This window comes from Pseudomonas turukhanskensis, assembly GCF_027922365.1.
Lineage (GTDB): Bacteria > Pseudomonadota > Gammaproteobacteria > Pseudomonadales > Pseudomonadaceae > Aquipseudomonas > Aquipseudomonas turukhanskensis.
In genome coordinates this window covers 27,902-49,827 of sequence record NZ_BSFN01000024.1, presented here as the reverse complement: position 1 = coordinate 49,827, position 21,926 = coordinate 27,902, and the positions used below count along the sequence as shown (strand labels likewise).

The following is a 21,926-nucleotide window of genomic DNA, read 5'->3' as shown; positions in this document are numbered from 1 at the left end:
GCCTCAGGCCTTTGTGTCGTGCTGATGTTCGATTTTGCGGAGTTCGGCCTGAAAAGCCTCATCGAGCAGGCTCGGCTTCTTGCGCCATGGCTGGCGGTCAGGTTTGCGCTGAGCGGCGTACAACACGACTTCACCGCCTGTGGTAGCAACAAAGCTTTGTGCTTGTCGCTCAAGTTCGGCTCTTAACTCGTCTTTGGTCATGACGACCCTATGATGGTTGCTGGGGAAATTCCATGTGGAAGGCGGTGATGCCATTGCCGGAGGTGCACCAGATCTTTCCTTTGTGGGACTCAACGATTGATCGAGTAATGGCCAAGCCAAGCCCGGCATTGCTCGGACTGCCTTCACGGCGAGCCGGGTCTACTCGATAGAAACGGTCGAACAGTTTATCCAGGTGCTCCGGTTTGATGGTTTCGCCTGGGTTCTCGACGATGAGCGTGATAGCACTTGCAGTCGACTTGATCATTACCGAGATCGTCTTCCCGGCAGGTGTATAGCGCAGTGCATTCGACAACAGATTCGAGATCGCCCGATCCAGCATCAGCTTGTCACCCAGCACGCGGCCTGAACCGGTCACAACCAACTGGATGCCATGCTCATCCGCTATTAGGTGGTAGTACTCAAATAGCTTGGTGACTACCTCGCTGAACTCAATGCGCGTCTGCTCGGGAATGATCAAGCCGTTGTCCGATTTAGCTAGGAACAGCATGTCATCGATCATGCGCGACATGCGTTTCAGATCTTCTAGATTCGAGTAGAGGTTCTCTTCATAGGCTTCGAGGTTGCGTTTTTGGGTGAGTACCACCTCGGTGTGCGTCATCAGGTTGCTGAGAGGTGTGCGTAACTCATGAGCGATATCGGCAGAGAAATTTGAGAGTCGAATAAATGCGTCGTCGAGCCTGGCAAGCATCGCATTAAACGAAGTAACCAGCTGCTGAAGCTCAAGGGGTACGGGCTCCAGTGGGATACGCTCTTTCAGTGACCTCGCCGACATTGACGTAGCAACCAGGGTCACCTGCCTCAGGGGTCTCAACCCACTACGCGCTACAACCCAACCCAACGCAGCGCTGACCAGTGCGCTAATGACCAAGCCAATCCAGAACCACCGCTGCAGCGTTTCAAAGAAATGAAGATGGTTAGTCACGTCAAGGATCAACAAGGCTGTTAGGAACGCGGGCTGATCAGGGGTCGATACCTGCGCAGTCATCCCTCTGTACATGTGCCCGCTCTGCTCCCACTCCCACATACCGTGATCAGAGTTGAGGCGGTACTTTTCGGGAACATTAAACGCTTGTGGCTCGGCAAAAAGTACAGTGCCGTCATTTGCAAGGATGACCGCCGCCAGATCGTTGTGAGCCCCTAACAGCGCTTTTAGCTGAGGCAACACTCCTTCAAGGTCTGCATCGCTCCGTGTATTACTCAGAATCTGCTGAGTCGATTCGAGTTTCTCAACCAGTGTCTGCTGGTCGAGCATCATGAAGTGATGTCGACTGAGCTCATTGAAGCTCAGGCCTGCCACTGTGAGGACTGCAATCACCGCAAGCATGAACATCAAACTCATGCGCGCGGTCAGTGACAGGTGCTTCATTCCGACTCCGGAGCATCAAGCATGTAACCCATACCGCGAGCGGTATGAATCAGTTTCAGCTCGAATTCATCGTCAATTTTCGCCCGTAAGCGCCGGACGGCTACTTCGATAACATTGGTATCGCTGTCGAAATTCATGTCCCAGACCTGGGAAGCGATCAACGATTTCGGAAGGACTTCGCCGCGCCGGCGCAGCAGTAGTTCGAGCAACGCGAACTCCTTCGCCGTCAGATCAATTCGCTTGCCACTGCGCACGGCACGTCGCTTCAGCAGATCAACTTCAAGGTCGGCTATTTTCATGGTGGTCTGCGTGGGCGAACTATTGCCGCGGCGGAGCAATGTCCTGACACGGGCTAACAACTCAGAAAAGGCGAATGGCTTGACCAGGTAGTCGTCCGCCCCCAGCTCTAGACCTTTCACACGATCCTCGACACCGTCACGCGCCGTCAGAAATAACACCGGAACCTCCTTCCCGGCCGCCCGAATCATTCGCAGCACTTCCCACCCATCCAGGCCCGGCATCATCACGTCCAAAATCAACAGGTCATAGGCTTCGCTCAGTGCATGCTGAAGCGCATCCGTTCCCGTCATAACGCGGTCGACATTGAATCCAGCCTCAGTGAGGCCCTGTTGCAGGTAAGTGCCTGTTTTTGGCTCGTCTTCAGCGACCAGAAGTTTCATGCGGGCTGTTCCCAAATTTTGAGTGGCCTGAGTGTGCAGTCAAATCCCCCTCCCAACCAGAAGCTTACGCAAATGTAATCCTAGCCTCAGCTCTCTGTCAGGGAGCCTTGTCTAGGGTGCAGGCATGAGCACTAGGTTGTGCTCTTGGCCCTCGAATGAATAACAACCAGAGGTGCCCAGCCACAGCGTCAACTGAGGAGACTGCCCTATGAAACTGCTTAAACCCTTATTTCTGGCTGGTTCGCTCCTGCTTTCTTCAGCCGTTCTGGCAGAGGGTGGGAGCGACCGCATCTTCGAGCGCATCGAGAGCATGCGCGACAAAGCCGAAGCGGTACTGATTCAGGCGGAAAAGGCTCCCGCCAGCGAGCGCCATGTGCACATGAAGGAGCACATGAAGATGCTCGACGAGATGATGAACCAGCTGCACAACGAGCATCCAGCTCCCGGCATGTCTACGGAAGAACATCTCGCATGGATGGAGCGTCACGACAAATTGGTTGATGACGTCCTCGCGCAGATGATGCGTGAGCACAAGCTGATGATGGCTGATAAAGAGTGCCACCCATAAAAATTCCCATCTTCAAGGCCTTCATGATTGCTCCTTTGGCCTAGCGGCACCTTGACGGTGCCGCATTTTTTTCAAGCTGACTAATTTGTAGTTTTGGGGTAAGCCCCCCGGCAGGATGCGGGGAATAGCATGAGGTTTCCAATCACCTCAGTGAGGTCTCATCATGAAACGTTCACGTCCACAACTGTTGGTCACAGCACTTCTCTTCGCAGCTGTAGCTCAAGCCTCTGCGCAAACTTCCAGCAGCGCACCCAGCATTGGCCAGCAGGCCCAAGCGACCCCCGCTACGCGTACCGTTTTCATCAAGATGGATGACATCAGCTACGGCCAGAAATCTATCGATGTGAAACCTGGCGAAACTGTCCGCTTCGTGTTGAAGAATGAAGGCGCGCTGATGCACGAATTCAATGTCGGTAAAGCCCTATCGCAACTGGAACATCAACGCGAAATGGCTGCCTTGTTCAAAGACGGCACACTGACGCCAACTGGCAAAGCAACGTCCATTGTCTGGCGTGAACGATCAGGCTTGGGGGACTCCAATCCACCGGGCATTCCTGAAGTCGTTGAAGCGATACATGATGATCCCAACGCCATCCTTGTTGAGCCCGGAACTACCAAGGAATTTGTCTGGACCTTCCACGACACGGCCAACCTCAACTTCGCCTGCACCCTCCCTGGACATTATCAGGCAGGGATGGTCGGTGAGTTCGTAATGCGTTGAATCAAAAGCCGGTGCCCCGACAAATGCCGGGCCGCACCTGGTTTTAGTGCGTCTTTCAGATATGTAATTTTCGCGTAAGCCAGTCGATAGCTCAGCCTAGTTAGCAGGCATTGGTGACACCCCAAAAATCGCTGTTCCTGAGGTTCATTATGAAAGCCAAACTCGCTTCTTTGTTTATTACCACAACCCTGATTTTTTCCGCCTCTGTAGCCATGGCTAGTCCGAGCCATAGTAAAAGCGATATCGGTCAGCCTGGGGGCTCCGCCAAAGCGGATCGAACCATCGAAATCAGGATGGGCGATATCTTTTTTGAGCCGAAGAGTATTGATATCAAAGCAGGCGAAACCGTCCGCTTCGTACTCAAGAATGAGGGCTCGCTGCTGCATGAGTTCAACTTGGGCATGGCAGCCGCACATGCAGCCCATCAAAAAGAAATGGCCGCAATGTTTCAGAACGGCACGCTTTCTCCAATGGGAGCACAGGACATGAGCAACATGGATCACGCCATGGGCGGGATGAAGATGGTCGGCATGAAACACGACGATCCAAACAGCGTCTTGATCGAACCGGGGGCCACTGAAGAACTGGTATGGACCTTTACCCAAGCAACGGGGCTTGAGTTCGCCTGCAACATCCCAGGCCATTATCAATCGGGAATGGTCGGCAAAGTGAACGTACGCTAATCATTGAGTTCGGATTGATATACGTCAATCGCTCGGGCGCAGTAGAGACTATTGTCATGTCTGCTCCACCAATACGGCCTCAACTCAAACGAGGATCGAGCCATGGACCACTCCCACCAGCCATGCTCTGAATTGCCATTCTGGAAAAGCAAAACTGGCATTGCGCTGATCATGCTGGCTGTCATCGGCGTTTTTTATGTGGCCCGCGAGCATTTTGGCCACATCTCCCAGGCACTGCCTTACTTGATTCTGCTGCTGTGCCCGCTGATGCACATGTTCGGCCACAACCACGGTGGGCATTCCCATCGCAGCGAGACCGATACTCCCAAGGACGACAACAGGAATTAAGCTCAATGCACACCACCCAGTGCCATCTCGACCATGAACATTCCAAGCATCAGGAACACCAGCATGGAAGTCAGCACGATCCGGTGTGCGGCATGGCCGTCAAGCCAGACAGCCAATTCACTGAAAGCCACGAAGGCCAGGCATACCTTTTGTGTAGCGCCAAATGCCAGGAGAAGTTTCGCGCAGCCCCTACCCGCTATGTGAGCCGTCCCCAGCATGATGGACATATACATCATGAAACACCGCTTACCGCACCTGGAGCCTCTGGATCTGCGGAGTACACCTGTCCGATGCATCCGGAAATACGTCAGCCACAACCTGGCAACTGCCCCATCTGCGGCATGACCCTGGAGGCAGTGATCCCGGAATTGGAGGAAGAGGAGAATTCAGAACTCAAGGATTTCTCCCGGCGCTTCTGGTGGACGCTCCCTCTCACGATCATCGTGACTGTCTTGGCTATGGCCGGCCACTCGTTAACGCTATTCCATGGCGCAACGCAGAACTGGGTGGAGCTTGCCTTGGCAACGCCTGTGACACTCTGGGGTGGCTGGGTATTCTTTGCCCGAGGCATCGACTCGATCCGTAATCGCAGCCCGAATATGTGGACACTGATTGGCCTGGGTACAGCGGCAGCCTATCTTTACAGCGTTGCCGCGACCCTGGCCCCACAGCTGTTCCCCCAAGCCTTCTTCCAGGACGGGCGCATTGGTGTCTACTTCGAGGCTGCGGCGGTAATCATCTCCCTGACGTTATTGGGCCAGATGCTCGAACTCAAGGCTCGCTCACAAACCTCAGCCGCTATCAAATCGCTCTTGGGCCTGGCACCCAAAACCGCGCGGCGCATCAAGCCTGACGGCCAGGAAGAAGATATTCCGTTGACCCATGTGCACCTGGGCGACCATCTGCGAGTACGCCCCGGCGAGAAAGTCCCAGTGGACGGTACTGTTCTCGAAGGCGAAAGCGCCGTCGATGAAGCCATGCTGACCGGCGAACCGCTACCGGTGACCAAGCGCGTTGGCGATACGCTGATTGGCGCGACCATGAATACCCACGGCAGCCTGGTCATGCAAGCGCAGAAGGTGGGTGCCGATACCATGCTGTCCCAGATCGTGCAGATGGTCGCCAGAGCACAACGCTCCAAGGCACCCATGCAGCGTATGGCCGATGCCGTAGCGGGTTACTTCGTGCTTGGCGTGATCGCCATCGCGATCCTCACGTTCTTCGGCTGGGGCTTGTTCGGCCCGGAGTCGGGCTGGGTATTTGGTCTGATCAACGCGGTTGCCGTACTGATCATCGCCTGTCCCTGTGCACTGGGCCTGGCGACCCCTATGTCGGTGATGGTTTCGACTGGCAAGGCTGCAACCAGTGGTGTCTTGTTCCGCGATGCCAGTGCCATCGAGAACCTGTGCAAGATCGATACGCTGATCGTCGACAAGACCGGCACGCTGACCGAGGGACGGCCTGTATTCCACAGCGCAGAAGGTGCCGGCCGATTCGAGCCGAACGAGGTGCTGCGATTGGCTGCAAGCCTTGATCAAGGCAGTGAGCATCCGCTGGCCCATGCGATCGTTGATTACGCCCGCGCTCAGGGTATTGAGTTGGCCAAGCCGGACTCTTTCGAGTCGGGCTCCGGCATCGGTGTGCGCGGCCAAGTGGAAGGTCGGCAGCTGCAATTGGGTAATACGGCATTGATGGCAGACGCCGGAGTAGATGCCGCCCCCCTGAGTAACCGGGCAGAGCAGCTCCGCCTGGAGGGCATCAGCATTGTCTTCTTGGCGGTGGATGGCGTTCTGGCAGGACTTCTGGCGGTCTCAGATCCGATCAAACCAACCTCCAAACAAGCAGTCACCAGGCTTCAAGAGGTCGATGTGAAAGTCATCATGGCCACTGGCGATGGGCTTACAACCGCAAGGGCTGTAGCCAGGGAGTTGGGTATCGAAGAAGTCCATGGCGAGGTTAAACCCCAGGACAAGGAAAAGTTGGTTGCCGATCTGCAGAGCTATGGTCGCCGAGTAGCCATGGCTGGCGATGGCATCAACGACGCTCCTGCGCTGGCTCGTGCCGATGTGGGTATCGCGATGGGAACCGGTACAGATGTGGCGATGAACAGTGCTCAGGTGACCTTGGTCAAAGGGGATCTGATGGGCATCTTACGGGCAAGAACATTGTCCGTGGCCACAGTAAAAAACATGCGGCAGAACCTAGCCTTTGCCTTCATCTATAACGCCATGGGAATTCCACTCGCAGCAGGGGTGCTTTACCCCCTGACTGGCCACTTGCTGTCACCCATGATTGCGGCATTGGCTATGAGCGTCAGTTCAGCATCGGTTGTATTCAACGCATTGAGGCTGCGGAAAATCCACATCGACTGAAATGAACATGAATCTAAAGCCAGTCGTCAGGTATTAGTAATTCCATCAACGTCCTAAAAACATCTGCCAGCGCTAAAAAACAAGCTTGACCTTACCATCGCGTCAAGGTCGATGCTCAGGTTACGGCATCTATACCGCCTAACCAACGAGGTGATTTATGTTCGCTCTACAGGTATCAGGAATGGGTTGTGGCAGTTGCGTCAGCAAAATCAAAAAGGCAATTCAGGCGGTAGATGAAACCGCAAAAGTGGAGATTGACCGTGCTGCCGGTAAGGTATCGGTAGACAGCCAAGAACCCGCGGAATCTATCCGCAAGGTGATTCAGGATCTGGGCTATACCGCGCAGGTCAGCCCGTAAGAGCCGACTGAGTTGTGATCGACTCCTTTGACACCCTCAATCCGAGCTTTTGCGAGCAATGAGGTCATGGCTTCAGGGCCATGACCTCATTTGAAACCCTTGATATCAGACCAGTACCACTGTCTGTGCCTCGATCAGAGTTTCCACTGCCGCATAGAGGTCAACGTCCGTTTGCTGAGTTTTGATCGAGACCACCAGGCTGTACCTTACGGTGTCGTCATATCGCTGCTGCTTAACAAGCGTTTTCCACCACCCCAGTGCGGGATAGATACCAAGCATTCCCCGTCCAGCCAGTTCGGCTGCCGTGCCCCGCCAGATGTCCGAGTGGAGGGAGCCTCGACTCAGTGTCTGGGTACCGAGCAACCAATTCGGATCGGAGCCGCCACCCTGGTAACGACCTTCCTCTTCATCCCGTGCACGCTTGTTGATGCGCTGGCGGAACTGGTCACGATCTTCGTTTGGGCGGCTGACATCGAAGCGTAAGCCATGCGACTCGTAGCGATAGCGCCCCTTGATACCGCGCTCGGCTATGCCGGGGTTTGGCTCTACGAAGTAGGAAAGTGTCACTCGCATTTCCACCTCGATGCTGCCTAGGTTGAGCAGTTCCTGCTGCGGCCAGGGAAGCAGATGAAGATGCATACCCCGCGCGGTGGGCGGCTTGGTGCCCTGCCTCATGAATGGCCTCAGATAGTCCTCGACAATCATGGTCAAGGAGTCCCCGGCACTCCACAGGGCACGAGTCAGATCGCGCCCTCACCGAGCGCAGTTCAAGCAGCGAGTACCAGCATCATCGGGGAAGCACCAACGCTGCTTGACTCTGGAGTTGGCTCCAAGGTTTATCCTGATCTTGTGACAGGGCGGCAGTCTCCAGACCGGTCCTGTGTCACCAACCTGAAAAGGAGCTTGAACATGACTGCCAAACGCAAAATCGAAGTGTTCAGCGCCGGTTGCCCGGCCTGTGATGAGGTGGTTGCCCTAGTGCAAGGGTTGGCCTGCCCGTCGTGCGCGGTCGATGTCCTCGACATGCGCAACATTGAGGTGGCAAAGCGCGCCAAGGCGCTCGGGGTACGCTCGGTGCCGGCCGTGGCGATCAATGGTAAACTGGCCGGCTGCTGCGCGGGACGTGGCGTAGACGAGGCCACGCTACGCGCAGCTGGCCTCGGCCAGCCGTAATCACTGCGCCGTGTTAACCATTGGCAAGTTAGCCCTAGCCGGCAATATCAGCGCGGACGCGCTGCGCTACTACGAACGCGAGGGGCTGATAGCCCCCACCTCGAAGACCGACAGCGGCTACCGCCTCTATGGCGAGGACGCGGTGCGCCGCGTCCGCTTCATTCAACACGCCCAAGCCTGTGGTTTCACCCTGGCGGAAATCCGCGAGCTGCTGCTCCTGCGCCAAAGCGACAGCGCCTGTTGCAACGATGTGCGGCAGCGCGCCATCGAGAAGAAGCTCCAGCTCGCCGCCAAGATTCGCGCCATGCAGACCATGTCTGCCGCACTCGACCGGCTGATCGTGGAATGCGCGGACGGGGCGCAGCCAGTCGATGAGTGTCCTATCCTGGCCGCCTTGGAACAGGTTGATGTCGACACGGAGCGCACACCATGAAGATCGAGCTGTTCTATGCCCCTGGCTGCGAGCGTTGCGCGCCAGTGAAGGCTGAGCTGCAGGCGGCCGCTGCCATGATTGGCGACGTCGAGTGGTACGAGGTCAACGTCCTCGATTCGCTCGACCGTGCCGTCGAACTGGGCGTGCTGACGCTGCCGACACTGGCGATTGACGGCGAGTTGGTCTTCGCTGCGCTGCCCACACCGGTTCAGTTGCGCCAGGCATTGCTGAAAAGGATTGGACATGATTGAGCTGACACCCGAGGCGCTGCGCCAGGCCGTCGAAGCCATGGGTTACGGTGCGGTCGGAATCGGTTTCCTGGCAGGCCTGGCGTTCAGCGTCAACCCTGTCGCCGTGGCCGCCATTCCGGTTGCACTCGCTTACGTCACGAAGGCGCGCGAACGGCGCGAGGCGCTGCGTCTGGGCGGTCTGTTTGTCGCTGGTATGCTCGCCACCCATCTCCTGCTCGGACTGATCGCCGGACTGGGTGGGCGCTGGGTCGCCGACTTGATGGGGCGCGGTTGGGGTTTGGTGCTCGGCCCGCTACTGATTGGGCTGGGTCTGATCTGGGGCGGCTGGGTCAAGCTGCCATTGCCTGCACTGGTAAGGCGCGCCAAAAGGCCAACGGGCGCATGGGGTGCCTTTGCGTTGGGGGTGCCGTTCTCGGTGGCGGTTTGTCCAGTGTGCACGCCGACCTTGCTCGCGCTGCTCGGGGTTGTCGCGGTACTGGGTTCCCCCTGGCTCGGAGCGGCTGTCTTGCTAGCTTTTGCGCTGGGCCGTGCGGTCCCGATCGTGCTGGGAGCCTGGGCGATCGGCTGGCTCGAAGCGCTGCGCGCATTGAACCGATTCCGCCGTGCGTTCGATCTGGTGGCAGCACTTACCTTGGTCGCGACTGGTTTGTACCTGCTGAATGCCTATTTCGTCGTGATTCCAGCCCTGGCCGCGTAAGAGAAGGACATGCAGATGATTACGAACACTGGAAACCGCTCGTTGGTCGCGGGCGTACTGGCTGCCATCGGCGCGTCGGTGTGCTGTGTCGGGCCGCTCGTGCTGTTGGCACTCGGTATCGGCGGCACGTGGGTGGGAAATCTGACAGTGATGGAGCCCTACCGTCCCTTTTTCATTGGTCTGACGCTGCTGTTCCTGGGACTGGCCTTTCGCAAGCTCTACCTGGTGCCGCAGGTCTGCGCGCCTGGAACAGCCTGTGCCGATCCGCGCACGCTCACGCGCCAGCGGCTCGTGTTCTGGATCGTCGCCGGGTTGCTGCTTGGCCTACTGGCCGTGCCGTGGTTTGCGCCGCTGTTCTATTGAAGGAGATTAACCATGCGCCAACTGCTGATCGCCGCATTCGTTGCCTTGCCCCTCGCGTCGCTGGCGGCTCCCCCGAAGACCGTCACGCTCGACGTGCAGAACATGACCTGCCCGGTCTGTCCGATCACGGTCAGGAAGTCGCTGGAGAAGGTATCCGGCGTGAGTGACGTCCAGGTCGATTTCAACCAGAAAACAGCCACCGTCACCTACGACCCCGATAAGGCCCAGCCCGAGGCATTGACCGAAGCGACCTCGAATGCGGGCTACCCGTCCACGGTACAGAAGTGACGCCACGATGAGCACCGTCATCCTCGAATCCGTGCTGACTTGCCCGCACTGCGGCTTTGCCAAATCGGAAACCATGCCCACGGACGCCTGCCAGTTCTATTACGAGTGCAGCAACTGCAAGGCGCTGCTGCGCCCCAACCCAGGGGATTGCTGCGTTTTCTGTTCGTTCGGCTCGGTGAAGTGCCCGCCGATCCAACAGCAGCGAGGCTGAAATCGAACTCACTTGGAACAGCGGACAGGCCGAGTACAGCCACGGCAGTTGTTACTGTCAGGTCGCGTTCGTCGTCGACGATCTGGGCCTGCATTTCAAACAGCTTTGCAACCTCGGTTTAAAGCCTGCACCCATCAAGAATTTAAAAGAGGAGACGAGCTGCTGGCCCGCTCCTTTTTTATTCAGGACCCCGACGGCTACAAAATCAAAGTTCTCCAGCGAGGCGGGCACTACCAGTAAAACCAAATACCAGCAGTCCTACGCCAGTAACGAAGGCGGCAAGGAACAGACCGAAATAACCGATAAGCTCTCACATCAGGCTAGGCGTTCAGACCGATCCAGCCATGGACGCCTACATAAATCCCCACACCGATTATCAGCAGACTGGAGAAGTAAGGAGCGCGACGCGCCACAACACCGAGCCAGGGCCAACGATTGGATACCTGGCGTGCGCCGATAGCGGCGGCAGCACCAACGGTAACAAGAGTTATGGCCAGACCGATGCTGAAACACAGCACCAGGACGGCCCCCAGCGCGACTTCCTTCACTTGTAGGCAGAGCAGCAGCACGGTGATCGCTGCCGGGCAGGGAATCAGTCCGCCAGTCAGACCGAACAGGATGATCTGGCCGGTGGTGACGTTGCGGTTGCTGAAGCGCTTGCGGATGTCGTTGGCATGCGCTCGTTCATGGGCATCCTGGTAGCCCTCCAGCGACAGTTCCAGTCCCTCCAGCTCGGAATGATCATGCTCATGACCGTGGCTGTGCTCGCGGAACTCCAGGTCATAGTCGTGGGAGTGACCGGCATGGCCGAGGCTCAGGCGCGCAGTGAATTCATGGGGCTCGGGAATCTCGTCCAGTGACTCCAGGTAGTCACCCCGGTCTACGAAGCGAAACTGCTGGGCCGGGCCATCATGGCGAGTCGTCAGCAGACTCACTTCAGCAGCCGGCCAGGCATGGCCACTCAAGGTCTTCAGTCGCCAGCGCGGTGGGACGTCTTCTTCGAAGATCGACAGCTCGATACGCCCGTGTCCGGTATCGATGCGCTGCGTTTCATCGTGGTGCTCGTGTTGATGCTCATCACCTTCCTCGAAGCGCCACATCTGCTCGCCACGCCAGGTGCGCCAGAGCATCCACAGGGCGATGGTGATAATGATGACGGCGGACGCGAGCTGGAAATACGGCTCGGTGGTTTCGGCATTCAGGTTTTGGCCCAGGTACATGCCGGCCATGGCTATCAGCCAGACCACGGCAGTGTGCGAAAGCGTTGCGGCAAGCCCCAGCAGAATGGCCTGCTTCACAGTGCCACGGATGGCCACGACAAATGCCGCCATCATGGTTTTCGAATGCCCAGGCTCCAGGCCGTGCAGGGCACCCAGCAGGATGGCGCTGGGGAAGTACAGCCAGGCCTGCGAGGCCCCCTGTTGCAGCAGTTCGGCGAAACTCGACATGGGAGGGGCCTAGAGGTACTTGGTGATTTGCTTGAAATCTTCGAGTGATGCGCGCTCGCCTATCGCAAGCGCTTCGACCGTGTGCTCCAGACAGTGGTCGATATGGTCTTGGATAAGCACACGCTTGGCCTGGCAGACGGCTTTTTCCACGGCATGCAGCTGCTGAGCGATGTCGACGCAGGCCCGACTGTCTTCGATCATGCTGACGATGCTGCGCAGGTGACCCTCCGCACGCTTCAACCTTTTGATGATATCGCTATGACTTTGGTGCTGATGGCCGTGTTCGTGATCGCTCATGCCTTGAGTCTCGTGCATCGATGAATTACGCTCGCATGCTATCCCCCTGGGGGGGATATGGCAAACCTGTCGCGCCGACAGAAAATTCAGCCGTTTAAACATTGAAAGAAGCACGACTTGCTCAGCAATCCCATCAGCACCAAGGTGATTTTTGTCCTTGCCCTCGCCATCCTGATGGCCTGGGCCGGGCATACCTCTGCGCTGTTTATGGGTTCGAGTCAGCCAGCCGGGAGTGGCAACGATGGCGCTCATTCGCATACCCATGGTGACGAGCCACTGGCCTGTGCGGCATACGGGGATCACTGCCACTCGCCGCTGACCGCCGACCATCTGCATGAAACACCGCACCTGACCACGCTGCTCAGCATCAGCACACAACCAGAGCGTGCGCAGCCGATACAAGCCCCGCGCTATTCCATTCCGCCCAGCCCGATCTTCCTGATCGAGCGGCCACCGCGCGCCATATTCGTGCTCTGACACAGGCCGCTATACGGCCCAAGCTCCCTTTAATTCAGGACTCAACCATGCATTCGCTATCTATGGGCACAATGGACGCATCTGTCGTGCGCTCGAATCGCTCGCTACTCCTGCTGATGTTGTTCACGGCGCTGCTGTTTCTCGGCATGCCTGACGCGCTTGCCCACGCTGTCGCCGAGGGCGACAAGGGTTTTATCCAGGAAAGCTCCGGGGTGATGGTGCTGCCGTTTATCTACATGGGCGCAAAGCACATGATCACCGGTTACGACCACCTGCTGTTCCTGTTCGGGGTGATCTTCTTTCTCTACCGCCTGAAGGATGTGGGGCTCTACGTCACCCTGTTCGCCGTGGGGCATAGCGTGACGCTGCTGCTCGGCGTACTGGCGGAAATCAACTTCAGCTCCTATGTGATCGACGCCATCATTGGTTTCTCGGTGGTGTACAAGGCGCTCGATAACCTGGGCGCATTCCAGCGCTGGTTCGGCCACCAGCCGAACACCAAAGCGGCCACGCTGATTTTCGGCCTGCTGCATGGCTTTGGTCTGGCGACCAAGATCCAGGAATACGAGATCTCGGCAGACGGCCTGATCACCAACCTAATCGCCTTTAATGTCGGCGTCGAAATCGGCCAACTCCTGGCCCTGAGCGCCATCCTGATTGTCATGGGCTACTGGCGACGCACCGCCAGCTTCTGGCGCCATGCCTACACCGCCAACGTCGCCATGATGAGCGCCGGTTTCCTCTTGATGGGTTACCAGCTCACCGGCCTGATCGTCTCTCAGTAAGGAATTTTCAGCATGTTCAATAGCAAACTTCCAACTCAAAGCGAATTGCCGACCAGCCGCCAACTGCTGCGCTCCACTGTGATCGCCGTGGGTGTTGCCGCAGCCTTGCTGGTCACCGTGGTGATGCCTTCGGAGTACGCCATCGACCCAACGGGCGTTGGCCGCGTACTCGGCCTGACCCAGATGGGTGAAATGAAGAAAACCCTGGCCGAAGAAGCGGCAGCGGATGCAGCGGTTCAGCCCGCTGCGGCTCCGGTCGTGCAAGCCCCCGTACCTACTCAGCCGGTAGTTCAAGAGCCTGTTGCAGCAGCACCTGTGGCCGAACCCGTAGCTGAGCCTGAGCCAGCCGTGAAGTCGGATGAAGTGACCGTCACGCTGAAGCCGGGCGAGGCCAGTGAAATCAAGCTGGAGATGCTGGACAAGGCCACGGTCAGCTACGAGTGGACGACCAATGGCGTACCGGTCAACCACGACACCCATGGCGAGCCTTACAACGGCCCCAAGGGCTACTACCACAGCTACAGCAAGGCCAAGCAGATCACGGGAGACAAAGGCGAGTTCACCGCCATCTTCGACGGCACCCATGGTTGGTTCTGGCGCAACCGCAGCAACAAAGACGTGACCATCACGCTGAAGACCAAGGGCGAGTACCTGAGCGTCAAACGCGTTATTTAAGGCTTTTGCCTCTTTCGTCAACTGGCGGAAGAGGCAACTCTCGGCCAATGACACCACGCCCCCGTACATCCACGGCACTATCTACCTAGGCTCTAGTAGCCCCTCACCGACCCACTGCTTCAGCCAGATGGCCGCTTGCATGGGAGCCTGCTCGCCATGCATTCCCACTAGGTCCTGGCACAGCGAAGCGAACGAGCCTCCATCAGTAAGTAAGCGCAAAGCAGAAGCTTCACCCGGCTCCAGAGTACGGTACTGGCATACCAACTCATGCCGCCAAACCAAGCAATCCAGAGGAGCGGACAGCGCAATGACAGCAGGAATATCGGCATCGGCCTTGGCTGCCACCCACATGCCCACCGTGTTGTGCTGCAGCTGCAACCAACGAACCGAGGGCGTGAGGCATACCCGCAGATTGACCCAGTCATCAGCTGAAAAACGACTCATCACATCCAGCGACAGTGGCTCTGTATCAGGTGCGTCGAAGGCCAGGGTAAAGGCCCATTCAAGCGTGGCGAGTTCTATCATCGGGGAGCGTTGCGGCTCGGCAATATAGCCGCGGATGAACTGCGGTAGCTTCTCGCCTAACCAGCGCAAACTGAAATGTCGCGATGGCCACGCGCTGATATAAGCGGTGGCCAACTGTGCAAATGACTCATCCCCCAGCCAGCGATGCAACGCTGGGAAGTCTTCCCGCATGACGCCAAGAAGCCTGGCGCGATAAGCGTTGTGGTAAATCATCAGGCCATCTGCGGCAGGCAGCGTATTGCTACCTTGAATCTGCTCCAACAGCTCAGGCGGGATAACGCTATCGCCGGTGGCCAGGTAACGCTCCAGCGCTTGCTGCTGAGCACTCAGACGCATGGTGCGGCAGCCCTTAGAGCATTGGCGGAGATAGAGCGCGCCTTGGACAGCTCCGCTAATAGCTCGTCAAAGGGCGGGAAATGGTCATCTCGCTCAATCAAGGTGGCAGTATCACCCAGATAGCTCAACGTTTTGCTGTACAGAGCCCAAACCGGATCGGCAATCGGCTGATCATGGGTATCAATGAGGTAGTGGCCGTAGTCGCTATGGCCGGCCAGGTGGATCTGGCGAACCCGCTCACGGGGCAACTCCATGATGAACTGCCAAGGATCGAACCCCTGGTTTTTCGAACTGACGTAGACGTTGTTTACATCGAGCAGTAGCTCGCAGCCGGTAAGGCGGCTCAGTTCGGCCAGAAACTGAGACTCGCTCATGCAGGACGTTTTCCACTGCACGTAGGCCGACACGTTCTCAAGCACCAAGGGCCGCTGCAATACATCCTGAACCAGCCGAACCCTTGATGCCACATGCAGCAGGCTCTCCTGGGTGAATGGCAGTGGAAGTAGATCATGCAACTGGTGAGCACTACCCCGGCTCCAACACAGATGGTCAGCTACCCAGCGGGGCTGAACTCGGTCGGCTAGATTTTTCAATTGGCGCAAGTAATCAGCGTCGATCTCATGAGGACCGCCAATCGACAGGGAAACCCCGTGCATGACCAGCGGATATTGCTCTTTGATCGCATCGAGGAAGTAGAGGGCTTTTCCCCCGCCGACCATGTAGTTCTCGGAAATGATCTCGAACCAGTCGACTGCGGGGCGTTGCTCCAGAATCTGCTGGTAGTACTCGCTACGCAAGCCCAGGCCAAAGCCCAGCATGTTGCTTTTACTCATTAGGACTCCGAGTCAAGGGAGTGACTTGCACTCCCTTGGATGGGCTTACTCGCTGGTTTTACCGCCGGCCTCATCGCATTTTTCTTGGGTCATCAAGTTGAAGCCCTGACCTTTACATTCTCCCTGGCCTTTGCAGGCGTTCTTGGCAGTCATGCAATCGTTTTGACCTTTGCAGCCATTCACACCAAAGCATTTTACTTCGGCAGTTTTTGCATCCTGAGCCGCTTGTGCAGGCAGGGTGGCAAATAGGCTGGCGGCAACGAGTGCCAATGCAGCACCGGTAGCAACGGTATTTTTGGTCGACATAGTGGCAATCTCTCTTGAGCGTTATGTGGAGGTCAGGACTATTTAGTGCCACTGACCCGAAGAAGCTTAGGCATCGCTGCCAGGCATGCCATAAAACGAATCCGCACAGGCTTCATTAGCGGGCATGAACAGACACTACAGAGCCCTGCAGAGTCTCCACAAGAAAGAAGTAGCAACCTGACAGAACTGTAATGTTCAGCTCAGGTTTATGACAGGGCACTCTGGTTAAGGTTACTTCGAGCCTGAAGCTCAATGCCTGATGGCGACCCACTCAGGGTCACTAGGCTAACTGAACTAAATCGAGGACTTTCCAGATGAAATCAATCAAAACCCTGTTCGTGGTTATCGCTCTTACCGCGTCTTCGTTGGCAATGGCAGAAGGCGGTGCTGACCGTACTTTTGCGCGCATGGAACAGGCCAGCAAGATCTCGATGGAAGCCTACCAACTGGCCCAACAACAGAAAAAAGAGTCGCCGGTAGCTGGTACTAAAGCCAAAACAGCCGATCACGCCAACTGCTAATTCGCGGTCAACCTGACAGAAATGTAATCACTTAGCCGGTTGAGATATGGCAATTTCTCAAGCTCGCTGTCGGAACGATTTGAAAAGCCACGACAGTGGGCAAGGCTGGTAGGGAAAACCTCCCAGGATGAAGCTGAAAATAACCCAATGTCATGGTTGTTCCGCCCTGACTCCTCTGACTGATTGGACATAACGGCATGCACTGCAAAACCTCAAGACGAACCTTCGTTAAAGGCCTGGCCGCTACCGGCATTCTCGGAGGCCTTGGCTTGTGGCGCACACCCGTTTGGGCGGTGACCAGTCCCGGACAACCCAACGTATTAACGGGCACTGATTTCGACCTATTCATTGGTGAAACGCCCGTGAATATAACCGGTACCGCCCGGACTGCGATGGCGATTAACGGGTCCATTCCAGGACCAATTTTGCGCTGGCGAGAAGGCGATACCGTCACGCTGCGCGTGAAAAACCGCCTAACCGAAGACACTTCGACCCACTGGCACGGCATCATTTTGCCCGCAAACATGGATGGTGTGCCTGGCTTGAGCTTCCACGGCATCGCGCCCGATGGCATGTACGAATACAAATTCAAGGTCAATCAGAATGGCACCTACTGGTACCACAGCCACTCTGGTTTGCAGGAGCAGATCGGCGTTTACGGTGCCCTGGTCATCGATGCCAAAGAGCCCGAGCCGTTCAGCTATGACCGTGACTACGTGGTAATGCTGACTGATTGGACTGATGAAGACCCAACCCGGTTATTGGCCAAGCTCAAGAAGCAGTCGGACTACTACAACCAGCACAAGCGCACCGTTGGCGACTTCATCAATGACGTGAGCGAGCAAGGTTGGTCGGCAGCGGTTGCCGACCGCAAGATGTGGGCCGAGATGAAGATGAGCCCCACCGATCTTGCCGACGTCAGCGCCTATACCTACACCTACCTGATGAATGGCCAAGCTCCAAATGGCAACTGGACAGGCATCTTCAAGCCGGGCGAAAAACTCCGTTTACGGTTCATCAACGGCTCGGCCATGACCTACTTCGATGTGCGTATTCCGGGTCTGAAGATGACGGTGGTTGCGGCCGATGGGCTGCACGTCAAGCCAGTCAGCGTCGATGAGCTCCGCATCGCCGTGGCAGAGACCTACGACGTGATTGTCGAGCTCGCGGACCAAGAGGCTTACACGATTTTCGCCCAGTCCATGGATCGCACCGGCTATGCCCGCGGCACTCTGGCGACGCGTGAAGGTTTGAGCGCGCCAGTACCAGAAACTGATCCTCGCCCCCTGATCGCCATGGGCGACATGGGTATGGATCACGGCAGCATGGCAGGTATGGACCACGGCAGCATGCAAGGTGGCATGGACGGCATGGATCACAGCACGATGGCCGGGATGCAAGGCGATATGGCGGGTATGGATCACAGCAAAATGGCCGGCATGGACCATTCAGGCATGGCTGGCATGGGTGGTATGGGTGCAGCAATGCAATCGCACCCAGCCTCTGAAACCAATAACCCGCTGGTCGACATGCAAACCATGACACCGACCCACAAACTGGACGATCCAGGTATTGGCCTACGCGCTAATGGTCGTCGTGTACTGACCTATTCCGACTTGAAAAGCACCTTCCCCGACCCGGATGGCCGCGAACCCAGCAGAACGATCGAGCTGCACCTTACCGGACACATGGAGAAGTTCTCCTGGTCCTTCGACGGCATCAAGTTCTCTGATGCCGAGCCTCTGCGCCTCAAGTACGGCGAGCGTGTCCGTATCACGCTGGTAAACGACACCATGATGACTCACCCCATCCACCTTCACGGCATGTGGAGTGATCTGGAGGATGCGAACGGCAAATTCATGGTTCGTAAACACACCATCGACATGCCGCCAGGTTCCAAGCGCAGTTATCGAGTGACTGCCGATGCATTGGGTCGCTGGGCTTACCACTGCCACCTACTACTCCACATGGAAATGGGCATGTTCCGTGAAGTTCGTGTGGATGAGTAAAGGAGATATCTGATGAGTACTTTTATGAAGCGGAAGGCCCTGGTTGGCAGCGCTACCGTGTTGAGCCTTTTGGCTGCCCTGCATGCTCCGGTGTTGTTGGCCGGCGAAGGTCACAGTGAGCACGAACAACATGCTACTGAGACACAGGCTCCTAAATCCGTACCGGACAAAAAGGCCGCACAAGCGAAGGAAAAGGCTGCTAGTCAGCAGATGGATCACGGGGACATGAACCATGGCGGCATGGACCACGAGAGCATGATGGATAAGCATGGCGGCACCGAAGCCGAAGCAGGTTCGAACCATGACCACTAGGTTTTTACGTCCGTCCCTAACAGCACTGGCAGTGTCGCTGAGCATGCTTGGCAGCGGGCTCACCTTCGCTGCGGAAGAAATGGATCACTCGGCAATGGGCCACGGCTCCATGCCGATGGACCATAGCAAAATGAACCACGGTTCTGCCAAAGAGCCGATGGAGGGCATGGATCATAGCCAGATGGGCCAGAGCCAGAGCCAAGAAAAGGCTCCGGCTATGGACCACAGCAAGATGGGTCACGGCGCTATGCAGGGGCAGATGGGCGGCATGGATCATTCAAAGATGAACCATGGTTCCGCTGAAGCCCCGAGAACTACCAGTCGCACGCCTATCCCGGTGCTGACAGATGCGGATCGTGAAGCAGCGTTCCCGCCTTTGCCAGGCCACAAGGTTCACGACAGCGCCATCAACAGCTTTTTCCTGCTCGACCAACTCGAATACCAGGATGCCGATGAAGGCAGCACCTTGGCTTGGGATGCGTCCGGCTGGATTGGCGGAGACATCAATCGTCTCTGGCTTCGCTCCGAAGGTGAGCGCACCAATGGCGTCACTGAGGATGCTGAATTGCAGGCCTTGTATGGGCGCTCGATTGGTCCTTGGTGGGATGTAGTCGCGGGTGTTCGCCAAGACTTCAAGCCAGAGTCGCCACAGACTTGGGCCGCATTCGGCATCCAGGGTATGGCGCTGTATGCCTTTGAGGCGGAGGCCACGGCCTTTGTCGGCGAGAACGGCCAGACGGCTGCGCGCTTAGAGGGCGAGTACGACATCCTGCTGACCAATCGCCTAATCCTTCAGCCGACCGCTGAAGTGAATTTCTACGGCAAGAACGATCCCGAGCGAGGCATCGGCTCCGGCCTGGCCAATGCCGAGGTCGGTCTGCGACTGCGTTACGAGATCATTCGCCAGTTCGCACCCTACATCGGCGTTTCCTGGAGTCGCTCCTTCGGCAACACGGCCGACTTGGTGCGAGATGAGGGTGAGGATGTTGAGGAGGCACGCTTCGTTGCCGGTATTCGGATGTGGTTTTGAGAGCCTGACATGAAAAGAGCAATTAAAACCTTAGTGGCAGCGGGTGTCGTCGGAAGCGCTGCATTAGTTGGCGGTGCCTACTTGGGCTTGGTCAACGTGGGTGCCGATGACCCTCACTTCCCGGCAGTACATGCTTTCCTGACAATGGCCAGAGACCGCTCTATCGAAGTGCGGTCCAAAGATATAGAAGTGCCCAACCTCAATGATGACGCGCTCATCAAAGCCGGGGCTGGCAACTACAACTCTATGTGCATCGGCTGTCATTTGGCACCGGGTGTTGCTGAAACAGAACTTAGCCAATCGCTGTATCCCGCTCCGCCGAACCTGACCAAGGTTGGCATCGATGGCAATCCAGCCGCTGCATTTTGGGTGATCAAGCACGGTATCAAGGCCACAGGCATGCCGGCCTGGGGTAAGAGCATGGGTGATCAGTACATCTGGGGCATGGTCGCGTTCCTCGATCAACTGCCGAAAATGGATGCCGGGCAGTATCAAGCCCTAGTTGCATCGAGCGGCGGTCACGATCATGGCGGCGGTGAGACCCAGATGCATAACCACGAAGGTCAACATGGAAGCGCCAAGGCGGATCATCACGCCGAGCCTGAGGCTGCGACAGATCATCATGCTTCTGATAGTTCAAAGGCGAACGCAGGTGCCGATCATCACGGTGATTCGTCGAGCAGTGCAGATCATCACGCAGCAGATATGACGCCATCAGGCAGCGGCGCAGACCACCATGCGACGGATGGCCAAACGGCGGAAGGTGCTGCTGGTCATCACGAAACAGAGCCAGCTCAAAAGGAGCAGACCCCGGCCGCTGCTCCCAACACTCACACCCATGCCGATGGCAAAGAGCACCTTCATGACAGCTAAATGTAAAGGAGCGCGGGTGGCGATGCTGGCCGCCTTGTTTATGACCTCGGCAGTTCAATCAGCAGATGCCCTGACAATCGACGTGCACCGTGATGCAAATTGTGGTTGCTGCAAGAAGTGGATCTCACACTTGGAAGCGAACGGCTTCAAAGTCATCGACCATGTCGAGGGCGATATGACCTCGGTGAAGCAACGACTCGGTGTTGCACCACGACTGGCGTCCTGCCACACCGCCGTGATCGACGGCAAATTCGTCGAAGGTCACGTACCAGCAGCGCAAATCATCGAACTATCCAAACGTGATGTTCTGGCTGGTATCGCCGTTCCCGGCATGCCGGCAGGCTCACCTGGTATGGAAGTTGGTGGTACGCAGCATGCCTATCAGGTTATCGGGTTGACCAAGGCGGGTACTGACCAAGTTATTGCCGACTACCCCGCGAAGTAACTCCCGCTAAAACCGAGCACTCACTCTTTAAAAGAGTGAGTGCTCGGAATCATCACTGCGCCCTCTTTCAAACCCAAATAAAGTACGACTGGCCAAGCAATTAGCCGCTGTATATCCATATGAAAATGGGTAATTGCGCTGAGTTGACCAATATTTCTCGCGCCTACGGGTGGCCGAATTTCCTCTTCTGCTGGGCATGGCACTAAGCTATTGTTCAGTCAGACCTACATCCGTGTGTTGCAAAGGGACTGACCAATGGAAGGATTACGACATGGCTAGATGCACAGCACCAACAAGAGGACATCGCTCAGCGAGCGCGG

Annotated in this window: 31 protein-coding genes; 22 read left to right on the top strand and 9 right to left on the bottom strand. The window is 56.9% G+C overall.

Annotated elements, in window-relative coordinates; translation table 11 throughout:
* Positions 1–3: 3 nt before the first annotated feature.
* The 3 genes from PKE98_RS24145 to PKE98_RS24135 are packed head-to-tail and all read right to left on the bottom strand — an operon-like array spanning position 4 to position 2,268.
* Positions 4–201 (bottom strand): hypothetical protein, encoded by a 198-nt coding sequence (locus PKE98_RS24145; RefSeq protein WP_271197981.1) that lies wholly within the window; start codon positions 199–201, stop codon positions 4–6.
* A 7-nt stretch (positions 202–208) separates the two neighbouring features.
* Positions 209–1,588, bottom strand: coding sequence for a heavy metal sensor histidine kinase (locus tag PKE98_RS24140; RefSeq protein WP_271197980.1), 1,380 nt, complete (start codon positions 1,586–1,588; stop codon positions 209–211).
* A complete protein-coding gene (locus PKE98_RS24135; protein ID WP_271197978.1) occupies positions 1,585–2,268 on the bottom strand; it encodes a heavy metal response regulator transcription factor in 684 nt (227 codons plus the stop codon). Before PKE98_RS24135 ends, PKE98_RS24140 begins: the two co-directional genes overlap by 4 nt.
* A gap of 208 nt (positions 2,269–2,476) precedes the next feature.
* On the opposite strand from PKE98_RS24135, the gene PKE98_RS24130 reads away from it, so the two are divergent.
* The 6 genes from PKE98_RS24130 (at position 2,477) to PKE98_RS24105 (ending at position 7,318) form a co-directional block, all read left to right on the top strand.
* Positions 2,477–2,836, top strand: coding sequence for a co-regulatory protein PtrA N-terminal domain-containing protein (locus tag PKE98_RS24130; RefSeq protein WP_271197977.1), 360 nt, complete (start codon positions 2,477–2,479; stop codon positions 2,834–2,836).
* Positions 2,837–2,999: 163 nt separating this feature from the next.
* A complete protein-coding gene (locus tag PKE98_RS24125; protein ID WP_271197976.1) occupies positions 3,000–3,557 on the top strand; it encodes a cupredoxin domain-containing protein in 558 nt (185 codons plus the stop codon).
* A gap of 149 nt (positions 3,558–3,706) precedes the next feature.
* The gene (locus PKE98_RS24120; RefSeq protein ID WP_271197975.1) at positions 3,707–4,240 is read left to right on the top strand and encodes a cupredoxin domain-containing protein; all 534 of its coding nucleotides are present in this window, start codon (positions 3,707–3,709) and stop codon (positions 4,238–4,240) included.
* A gap of 102 nt (positions 4,241–4,342) precedes the next feature.
* Positions 4,343–4,588: a DUF2933 domain-containing protein gene (locus PKE98_RS24115; RefSeq protein ID WP_271197973.1), complete on the top strand. Its 246-nt coding sequence runs from the start codon at positions 4,343–4,345 to the stop codon at positions 4,586–4,588.
* 5 nt (positions 4,589–4,593) lie between these two features.
* Positions 4,594–6,960 (top strand): heavy metal translocating P-type ATPase, encoded by a 2,367-nt coding sequence (locus PKE98_RS24110; protein ID WP_271197972.1) that lies wholly within the window; start codon positions 4,594–4,596, stop codon positions 6,958–6,960.
* Between the two features lie 157 nt (positions 6,961–7,117).
* On the top strand, positions 7,118–7,318 hold the full coding sequence (locus PKE98_RS24105) for a heavy-metal-associated domain-containing protein (protein ID WP_271197971.1): 201 nt from the start codon (positions 7,118–7,120) through the stop codon (positions 7,316–7,318).
* 105 nt (positions 7,319–7,423) lie between these two features.
* Here the strand turns inward: PKE98_RS24105 and PKE98_RS24100 are convergent, their stop codons facing one another.
* Entirely contained in the window at positions 7,424–8,023 is a 600-nt protein-coding gene (locus PKE98_RS24100; protein ID WP_271197970.1) for a hypothetical protein, read from the bottom strand.
* Positions 8,024–8,227: 204 nt separating this feature from the next.
* Between PKE98_RS24100 and PKE98_RS24095 the strand changes: the two genes are divergently transcribed.
* From PKE98_RS24095 to PKE98_RS24065, 7 genes are read left to right on the top strand one after another with little or no spacing between them, the layout of a single operon-like run.
* Complete coding sequence (locus PKE98_RS24095; protein WP_271197969.1) at positions 8,228–8,491, top strand: thioredoxin family protein; 264 nt, start codon at positions 8,228–8,230, stop codon at positions 8,489–8,491.
* A 10-nt stretch (positions 8,492–8,501) separates the two neighbouring features.
* Positions 8,502–8,924 (top strand): heavy metal-responsive transcriptional regulator, encoded by a 423-nt coding sequence (locus tag PKE98_RS24090; RefSeq protein ID WP_271197968.1) that lies wholly within the window; start codon positions 8,502–8,504, stop codon positions 8,922–8,924.
* Complete coding sequence (locus PKE98_RS24085; RefSeq protein ID WP_271197967.1) at positions 8,921–9,175, top strand: thioredoxin family protein; 255 nt, start codon at positions 8,921–8,923, stop codon at positions 9,173–9,175. Before PKE98_RS24090 ends, PKE98_RS24085 begins: the two co-directional genes overlap by 4 nt.
* On the top strand, positions 9,168–9,872 hold the full coding sequence (locus PKE98_RS24080; RefSeq protein ID WP_271197966.1) for a cytochrome c biogenesis CcdA family protein: 705 nt from the start codon (positions 9,168–9,170) through the stop codon (positions 9,870–9,872). Before PKE98_RS24085 ends, PKE98_RS24080 begins: the two co-directional genes overlap by 8 nt.
* A 9-nt stretch (positions 9,873–9,881) precedes the next feature.
* Positions 9,882–10,235 (top strand): mercuric transporter MerT family protein, encoded by a 354-nt coding sequence (locus tag PKE98_RS24075; protein ID WP_271197965.1) that lies wholly within the window; start codon positions 9,882–9,884, stop codon positions 10,233–10,235.
* A gap of 12 nt (positions 10,236–10,247) precedes the next feature.
* Positions 10,248–10,523: a mercury resistance system periplasmic binding protein MerP gene (merP, locus tag PKE98_RS24070; protein WP_271197964.1), complete on the top strand. Its 276-nt coding sequence runs from the start codon at positions 10,248–10,250 to the stop codon at positions 10,521–10,523.
* Positions 10,524–10,530: 7 nt separating this feature from the next.
* Positions 10,531–10,734: a GDCCVxC domain-containing (seleno)protein gene (locus tag PKE98_RS24065; protein WP_271197963.1), complete on the top strand. Its 204-nt coding sequence runs from the start codon at positions 10,531–10,533 to the stop codon at positions 10,732–10,734.
* A gap of 320 nt (positions 10,735–11,054) precedes the next feature.
* Here PKE98_RS24065 and PKE98_RS24060 read toward each other — a convergent pair whose 3' ends face one another.
* Both PKE98_RS24060 and mreA read right to left on the bottom strand, forming a co-directional pair.
* Positions 11,055–12,182: a nickel/cobalt efflux protein RcnA gene (locus PKE98_RS24060; RefSeq protein WP_271197962.1), complete on the bottom strand. Its 1,128-nt coding sequence runs from the start codon at positions 12,180–12,182 to the stop codon at positions 11,055–11,057.
* A 9-nt stretch (positions 12,183–12,191) separates the two neighbouring features.
* On the bottom strand, positions 12,192–12,479 hold the full coding sequence (gene mreA / locus PKE98_RS24055; RefSeq protein WP_271197961.1) for a metal-sensing transcriptional repressor MreA: 288 nt from the start codon (positions 12,477–12,479) through the stop codon (positions 12,192–12,194).
* Between the two features lie 117 nt (positions 12,480–12,596).
* On the opposite strand from mreA, the gene PKE98_RS24050 reads away from it, so the two are divergent.
* The 3 genes from PKE98_RS24050 to PKE98_RS24040 are packed head-to-tail and all read left to right on the top strand — an operon-like array spanning position 12,597 to position 14,416.
* Positions 12,597–12,956 (top strand): hypothetical protein, encoded by a 360-nt coding sequence (locus tag PKE98_RS24050; RefSeq protein ID WP_271197960.1) that lies wholly within the window; start codon positions 12,597–12,599, stop codon positions 12,954–12,956.
* A gap of 47 nt (positions 12,957–13,003) precedes the next feature.
* Complete coding sequence (locus tag PKE98_RS24045; RefSeq protein WP_271197959.1) at positions 13,004–13,741, top strand: HupE/UreJ family protein; 738 nt, start codon at positions 13,004–13,006, stop codon at positions 13,739–13,741.
* Positions 13,742–13,753: 12 nt separating this feature from the next.
* Positions 13,754–14,416 (top strand): transmembrane anchor protein, encoded by a 663-nt coding sequence (locus PKE98_RS24040; protein WP_271197957.1) that lies wholly within the window; start codon positions 13,754–13,756, stop codon positions 14,414–14,416.
* An 81-nt stretch (positions 14,417–14,497) separates the two neighbouring features.
* Here the strand turns inward: PKE98_RS24040 and PKE98_RS24035 are convergent, their stop codons facing one another.
* Genes PKE98_RS24035 through bufA2 form a run of 3 tightly spaced genes read right to left on the bottom strand, consistent with a single transcriptional unit; the run spans position 14,498 to position 16,416 of the window.
* Positions 14,498–15,277, bottom strand: coding sequence for an HvfC/BufC N-terminal domain-containing protein (locus PKE98_RS24035; RefSeq protein ID WP_271197956.1), 780 nt, complete (start codon positions 15,275–15,277; stop codon positions 14,498–14,500).
* A complete protein-coding gene (gene bufB, locus PKE98_RS24030) occupies positions 15,268–16,110 on the bottom strand; it encodes an MNIO family bufferin maturase (protein ID WP_271197955.1) in 843 nt (280 codons plus the stop codon). The genes PKE98_RS24035 and bufB overlap by 10 nt, the downstream gene beginning before the upstream one ends.
* Before the next feature lie 45 nt (positions 16,111–16,155).
* Complete coding sequence (gene bufA2 / locus PKE98_RS24025; RefSeq protein ID WP_090503982.1) at positions 16,156–16,416, bottom strand: BufA2 family periplasmic bufferin-type metallophore; 261 nt, start codon at positions 16,414–16,416, stop codon at positions 16,156–16,158.
* A gap of 314 nt (positions 16,417–16,730) precedes the next feature.
* Between bufA2 and PKE98_RS24020 the strand changes: the two genes are divergently transcribed.
* From PKE98_RS24020 to PKE98_RS23995, 6 genes are all read left to right on the top strand, one after another.
* Positions 16,731–16,937: a co-regulatory protein PtrA N-terminal domain-containing protein gene (locus PKE98_RS24020; RefSeq protein WP_090503979.1), complete on the top strand. Its 207-nt coding sequence runs from the start codon at positions 16,731–16,733 to the stop codon at positions 16,935–16,937.
* Between the two features lie 197 nt (positions 16,938–17,134).
* Positions 17,135–18,946, top strand: coding sequence for a copper resistance system multicopper oxidase (locus tag PKE98_RS24015; protein WP_271197954.1), 1,812 nt, complete (start codon positions 17,135–17,137; stop codon positions 18,944–18,946).
* Positions 18,947–18,958: 12 nt separating this feature from the next.
* A complete protein-coding gene (locus PKE98_RS24010) occupies positions 18,959–19,258 on the top strand; it encodes a hypothetical protein (RefSeq protein WP_271197953.1) in 300 nt (99 codons plus the stop codon).
* A 79-nt stretch (positions 19,259–19,337) separates the two neighbouring features.
* On the top strand, positions 19,338–20,288 hold the full coding sequence (locus PKE98_RS24005) for a copper resistance protein B (protein WP_373877911.1): 951 nt from the start codon (positions 19,338–19,340) through the stop codon (positions 20,286–20,288).
* 9 nt (positions 20,289–20,297) lie between these two features.
* Positions 20,298–21,161, top strand: coding sequence for a c-type cytochrome (locus tag PKE98_RS24000; protein ID WP_271197951.1), 864 nt, complete (start codon positions 20,298–20,300; stop codon positions 21,159–21,161).
* On the top strand, positions 21,151–21,606 hold the full coding sequence (locus PKE98_RS23995; RefSeq protein ID WP_271197950.1) for a DUF411 domain-containing protein: 456 nt from the start codon (positions 21,151–21,153) through the stop codon (positions 21,604–21,606). The genes PKE98_RS24000 and PKE98_RS23995 overlap by 11 nt, the downstream gene beginning before the upstream one ends.
* The last annotated feature ends 320 nt before the right edge of the window (positions 21,607–21,926 follow it).

What these genes read in the sequence shown, in the direction of transcription:
- PKE98_RS24020 (WP_090503979.1), top strand. Translation starts at nt 16,731, where the DNA reads ATGAAATCAATCAAAACCCTGTTCGTGGTTATCGCTCTTACCGCGTCT.
- PKE98_RS24040 (WP_271197957.1), top strand. Translation starts at nt 13,754, where the DNA reads ATGTTCAATAGCAAACTTCCAACTCAAAGCGAATTGCCGACCAGCCGC.
- PKE98_RS24045 (WP_271197959.1), top strand. Translation starts at nt 13,004, where the DNA reads ATGCATTCGCTATCTATGGGCACAATGGACGCATCTGTCGTGCGCTCG.
- PKE98_RS24005 (WP_373877911.1), top strand. Translation starts at nt 19,338, where the DNA reads ATGGATCACTCGGCAATGGGCCACGGCTCCATGCCGATGGACCATAGC.
- PKE98_RS24105 (WP_271197971.1), top strand. Translation starts at nt 7,118, where the DNA reads ATGTTCGCTCTACAGGTATCAGGAATGGGTTGTGGCAGTTGCGTCAGC.
- PKE98_RS24075 (WP_271197965.1), top strand. Translation starts at nt 9,882, where the DNA reads ATGCAGATGATTACGAACACTGGAAACCGCTCGTTGGTCGCGGGCGTA.
- PKE98_RS24095 (WP_271197969.1), top strand. Translation starts at nt 8,228, where the DNA reads ATGACTGCCAAACGCAAAATCGAAGTGTTCAGCGCCGGTTGCCCGGCC.
- PKE98_RS24080 (WP_271197966.1), top strand. Translation starts at nt 9,168, where the DNA reads ATGATTGAGCTGACACCCGAGGCGCTGCGCCAGGCCGTCGAAGCCATG.
- PKE98_RS24130 (WP_271197977.1), top strand. Translation starts at nt 2,477, where the DNA reads ATGAAACTGCTTAAACCCTTATTTCTGGCTGGTTCGCTCCTGCTTTCT.
- PKE98_RS24125 (WP_271197976.1), top strand. Translation starts at nt 3,000, where the DNA reads ATGAAACGTTCACGTCCACAACTGTTGGTCACAGCACTTCTCTTCGCA.
- PKE98_RS24010 (WP_271197953.1), top strand. Translation starts at nt 18,959, where the DNA reads ATGAGTACTTTTATGAAGCGGAAGGCCCTGGTTGGCAGCGCTACCGTG.
- merP (WP_271197964.1), top strand. Translation starts at nt 10,248, where the DNA reads ATGCGCCAACTGCTGATCGCCGCATTCGTTGCCTTGCCCCTCGCGTCG.
- PKE98_RS24110 (WP_271197972.1), top strand. Translation starts at nt 4,594, where the DNA reads ATGCACACCACCCAGTGCCATCTCGACCATGAACATTCCAAGCATCAG.
- PKE98_RS24085 (WP_271197967.1), top strand. Translation starts at nt 8,921, where the DNA reads ATGAAGATCGAGCTGTTCTATGCCCCTGGCTGCGAGCGTTGCGCGCCA.
- PKE98_RS24135 (WP_271197978.1), bottom strand. Translation starts at nt 2,268, where the DNA reads ATGAAACTTCTGGTCGCTGAAGACGAGCCAAAAACAGGCACTTACCTG.
- mreA (WP_271197961.1), bottom strand. Translation starts at nt 12,479, where the DNA reads ATGAGCGATCACGAACACGGCCATCAGCACCAAAGTCATAGCGATATC.
- PKE98_RS23995 (WP_271197950.1), top strand. Translation starts at nt 21,151, where the DNA reads ATGACAGCTAAATGTAAAGGAGCGCGGGTGGCGATGCTGGCCGCCTTG.
- PKE98_RS24065 (WP_271197963.1), top strand. Translation starts at nt 10,531, where the DNA reads ATGAGCACCGTCATCCTCGAATCCGTGCTGACTTGCCCGCACTGCGGC.
- PKE98_RS24060 (WP_271197962.1), bottom strand. Translation starts at nt 12,182, where the DNA reads ATGTCGAGTTTCGCCGAACTGCTGCAACAGGGGGCCTCGCAGGCCTGG.
- PKE98_RS24035 (WP_271197956.1), bottom strand. Translation starts at nt 15,277, where the DNA reads ATGCGTCTGAGTGCTCAGCAGCAAGCGCTGGAGCGTTACCTGGCCACC.
- PKE98_RS24140 (WP_271197980.1), bottom strand. Translation starts at nt 1,588, where the DNA reads ATGAAGCACCTGTCACTGACCGCGCGCATGAGTTTGATGTTCATGCTT.
- PKE98_RS24000 (WP_271197951.1), top strand. Translation starts at nt 20,298, where the DNA reads ATGAAAAGAGCAATTAAAACCTTAGTGGCAGCGGGTGTCGTCGGAAGC.
- bufA2 (WP_090503982.1), bottom strand. Translation starts at nt 16,416, where the DNA reads ATGTCGACCAAAAATACCGTTGCTACCGGTGCTGCATTGGCACTCGTT.
- PKE98_RS24100 (WP_271197970.1), bottom strand. Translation starts at nt 8,023, where the DNA reads ATGATTGTCGAGGACTATCTGAGGCCATTCATGAGGCAGGGCACCAAG.
- PKE98_RS24145 (WP_271197981.1), bottom strand. Translation starts at nt 201, where the DNA reads ATGACCAAAGACGAGTTAAGAGCCGAACTTGAGCGACAAGCACAAAGC.
- PKE98_RS24115 (WP_271197973.1), top strand. Translation starts at nt 4,343, where the DNA reads ATGGACCACTCCCACCAGCCATGCTCTGAATTGCCATTCTGGAAAAGC.
- bufB (WP_271197955.1), bottom strand. Translation starts at nt 16,110, where the DNA reads ATGAGTAAAAGCAACATGCTGGGCTTTGGCCTGGGCTTGCGTAGCGAG.
- PKE98_RS24120 (WP_271197975.1), top strand. Translation starts at nt 3,707, where the DNA reads ATGAAAGCCAAACTCGCTTCTTTGTTTATTACCACAACCCTGATTTTT.
- PKE98_RS24015 (WP_271197954.1), top strand. Translation starts at nt 17,135, where the DNA reads ATGCACTGCAAAACCTCAAGACGAACCTTCGTTAAAGGCCTGGCCGCT.